We start from the raw sequence: 3,370 nt of genomic DNA, 5'->3' as shown, positions 1-3,370 counted from the left end.
CCAGCAATTGTTGTTTGGCATTTTCGGCCAGCTTTCGGATTGCTTTCTGCAATTGCTGCCGCTGACTGAAAGATAAACTGAGGAATGCTTGGGGATATGCTTGGGTGCAGAGGTGATAAGTTGCGAGGATCAGCTGCTGTCGCATTGCCTGCCCCAAGCCTTTGAGATAACGTTCGTAAGTGTTGTAGAAGTCTTGTGCGATCGCAGAAGTTGCTTCTTCCAGCGCCGCTATATCCTGCTCTATTTTCTCAATTGCTCTCGCCATCTACTTTTACAGATGCAAAGTTTCCATAAGTCCTGTTTTTAGGATAAGCCACAAATCAAAAACAGGGCATCTACGTGGGTTTACTTGTCTTTTTTGCTACTCAATGAGTTTCAAACTCAGTGTCACCCATTTGAGCGACAACTTCTTCAGCAAAGTTGGATTCTTGTTTTTCCAGTTTTTCGTCGAGTCCCAAAAATTCTTGTGGGGTAGGTATCCTGCCTGCCGAAATTTTTTTTGGAGATGTCTGATAATTTATTTTTTACCGCAGATGAAAGGTATACAGATCCCCGACTTCTTGAAGAAGTCGGGGATCTCGACCCAATAAACACAGGCCAACCTCAATGGATGGCCTGTCTTTTTTGTTACTTAGTTGTTGTGAGGCTACGAATTGCTACCCATTTGAGCGGCGACTTCTTCGGCAAAGTTGGATTCTTGTTTTTCCAATCCTTCACCGAGTACAAATCTGACAAAGCGACGCACTTGGATGTTTTCACCCAATTTGGCGACTTGCTGCTTGACCAACTCTTCCACTGTGATATTTTGGTCGCGGATGTAGGGTTGATCGAGCAAAGTCATTTCTTTGAGGCGTTTTTCAATTCTACCCTCAACAATCTTTTCTTTGATGTTGGCGGGTTTGTTGCCCAAGTCATCTCGCCCCATTTCGATCGCTTTTTCCCTTTCCACTACTTCCGATGGGATGTCGCCGACCTTGACGTACTCCACGTTCGGACAAGCCGCTATTTGCATAGCAATGTTCTGCACTAGGGCTTTGAACTCTTCATTGCGGGCCACGAAATCGGTTTGGCAGTTCACTTCCACCAGTACGCCTACTCTGCCGCCTGTGTGGATGTAGCTGCCTACCAGCCCGTCTGTAGCTGCTTTCGTTTCGATTTTGCCGGCACGGGCGAGTCCTTTTTGCCGCAGCCATTCCATAGCTTTGGTCATGTCAGCGCCGGTTTCCGAGAGCGCTTTTTTACAATCCATCATGCCTGCGCCGGTTTTTTGACGCAGTTCTTGGACAAGTTTTGCAGATATTTCCGCCATTTTGCCGATCGTCCCTAATCTATTTTCCTTGTTAACGCTGATTATTGATCGCTGTCTTCATCTTCATCTTCATCGGGGAAATCGCTCTCATCGTAGTCGATATCCTCTTCAGCGCCTTCGTAATCTTCGTAGTCTTCATCTTCCGCTGCTTCCAGCTGACCGTGACGACCTTCGTAGATGGCATCCGCTAATTTGCCAACTATTAGCTTAATCGATCGAATGGCGTCATCGTTTGCCGGAATGGGAATATCGACTAGATCCGGATCGCAGTTTGTGTCCAGCAGCGACACGATCGGAATATTTAATTTCTGACATTCTTGCACTGCGTTGTATTCCCGCCGCTGATCCACAATCACCACTACATCGGGAAGTTTCCGCATCGTCTTGATGCCACCCAAATATTTTTGCAGCTTTTCCATTTCGCGCCGCAAAACTGCTGCTTCTTTTTTAGGTAACAGCGCCAGTGCGCCATTTTCCTCGCGGCGTTCCAAATCTTTCAGGCGTTCCACCCGCGTTTTGATCGTAGCCCAGTTGGTGAGCATTCCACCCAACCAGCGTTGGTTGATGTAGTAAGCTCCACAGCGACTCGCTTCTTGTGCCACAATTCCAGCTGCCTGACGCTTGGTTCCGATGAACAAAAACTTTTTGCCCTGTTCGGCAGCAGTCCGCATATAGCTGTAAGCATCTTCCATCAACTGGGCAGTTTGTACCAAGTCGATGATGTGGACTCCATTGCGGGATGTATAAATGTAGGGAGACATTTTGGGATTCCAACGGCGAGTTTGGTGCCCAAAATGGACTCCCGCTTCCATCATTTGAGCCAATGAGACAACTGGCATATTTTTTTTGAACTCCTTTCGGGTTAATCCTCCATCCGAGCGGATTTCTTGCGAGGCGTACTCTTGTGCAAGAAACACCCGAAATCTCGGATGTGCGATTTAGACAACATCCTTTAACCTAGCACAGTTTGGGCGCTACCAGGAAAGTTGTCATCAAATTATTGAGTAAGATCTACTTCGTGGTTACGACTTAGCTGGGTAGCTTCTTTTGTTGCCGAATCGTAAGACCAAGCTTGAATAACCACCTTACCTGTTGGCAAAGTGGCAGGATTGATTGTGGCAGTCCAACCTGAGTTTTTATAAGCAGGATTGTTCAAAGCTTTGGCAACATCCGGTCTTGCTATATTTACGGGAGCTACTGCCAGCACTTTTTTATTGTCTGCTTGCGTAATAATTACGCTGTCAGCTAGTTTGTTCTTGTTAGCTAGAACAGCCCAACCGCTTACCTTGATGGGAGTTGATTTTGAAATCTTATGAGTTGGGGCACTAGAGTCATTAATGACATCTAAAACACCATACAGGCTACCTGGTGTTGGTGCTTTAAATTTTACTTCGCTGACATTTTTTATTTGAGTGGTAGATACGCTGACTGTCGAGGATGTTTTGTCAACAGCTGGAGATGCTGCTGTTGGAGCAGATGCGGAAGACGAATTATCTGGTGAAGTTGTATTGGTTGCGCTCTCGGAGTTGCCAGAGCAAGCAGCTAACGAAACAGCTAGTACTGAAATTAAACCAAAAATTTTTGCCCGTTCAAGCATATGTATGTCTGAGATTAAAGTAAGTTGCTGTACCTTGGAAGCTTCAACTTCCACCAAACACCCAACAAAAGGGTAGTGCCCGCTAAATAACTTTATTAAGATATCATAACTTCGCTAACTTCTGGTGCAAAGCAGGTAGAGTATTTTACAGTAGTTGGCAAAATATTTCAGGCAAGCCAACTTTTTTTTACCGCATTTGAGCATAAGCAGCGTAAACAGCTTTGACGTTGTACCAATTCAAAAAGATTCGCGCTATTTCCAGCGCTAATTGCGGTTTCCCCCTGTCTATGAGGGCTTGCAAAAACCCCGCCATTGTACGTTCGTTGAGGAGACCGCCAAGGGAGAGGAGTCCCCAAAGCAGTCGGTGCAGCCAAGTCATTTGGATCGCCATGCGAACTTCCCAGGTGGGGTGTTTTTGGTAGAACAGAACGCCCATGCGTCCCCGCTGAATTTCTTTTTCGATC

The 3,370-nt window shown here is 46.2% G+C and carries 3 protein-coding genes and 2 pseudogenes; all 5 read right to left on the bottom strand.

What is annotated here, in order from left to right; translation table 11 throughout:
* A pseudogene (locus H6S82_RS24790) lies at positions 1 to 265 on the bottom strand (hypothetical protein); the annotation flags it as partial.
* 381 nt (positions 266 to 646) lie between these two features.
* Complete coding sequence (gene tsf / locus H6S82_RS24785; RefSeq protein WP_190469424.1) at positions 647 to 1,309, bottom strand: translation elongation factor Ts; 663 nt, start codon at positions 1,307 to 1,309, stop codon at positions 647 to 649.
* A gap of 41 nt (positions 1,310 to 1,350) precedes the next feature.
* A complete protein-coding gene (rpsB, locus tag H6S82_RS24780) occupies positions 1,351 to 2,148 on the bottom strand; it encodes a 30S ribosomal protein S2 (protein WP_190469421.1) in 798 nt (265 codons plus the stop codon).
* Between the two features lie 158 nt (positions 2,149 to 2,306).
* Positions 2,307 to 2,963, bottom strand: a complete 657-nt coding sequence (locus H6S82_RS24775) for a hypothetical protein (RefSeq protein ID WP_206756893.1) — start codon at positions 2,961 to 2,963, stop codon at positions 2,307 to 2,309.
* Positions 2,964 to 3,093: 130 nt separating this feature from the next.
* Positions 3,094 to 3,370, bottom strand: a pseudogene (locus H6S82_RS24770) (glycosyltransferase family 2 protein); the annotation flags it as partial.

This window comes from Planktothrix sp. FACHB-1355 (assembly GCF_014748295.1).
GTDB lineage: Bacteria > Cyanobacteriota > Cyanobacteriia > Cyanobacteriales > Aerosakkonemataceae > Aerosakkonema > Aerosakkonema funiforme_A.
The sequence above is the reverse complement of the archived record's forward strand: the minus strand, read 5'-3'. Positions and strand labels throughout refer to the sequence as shown.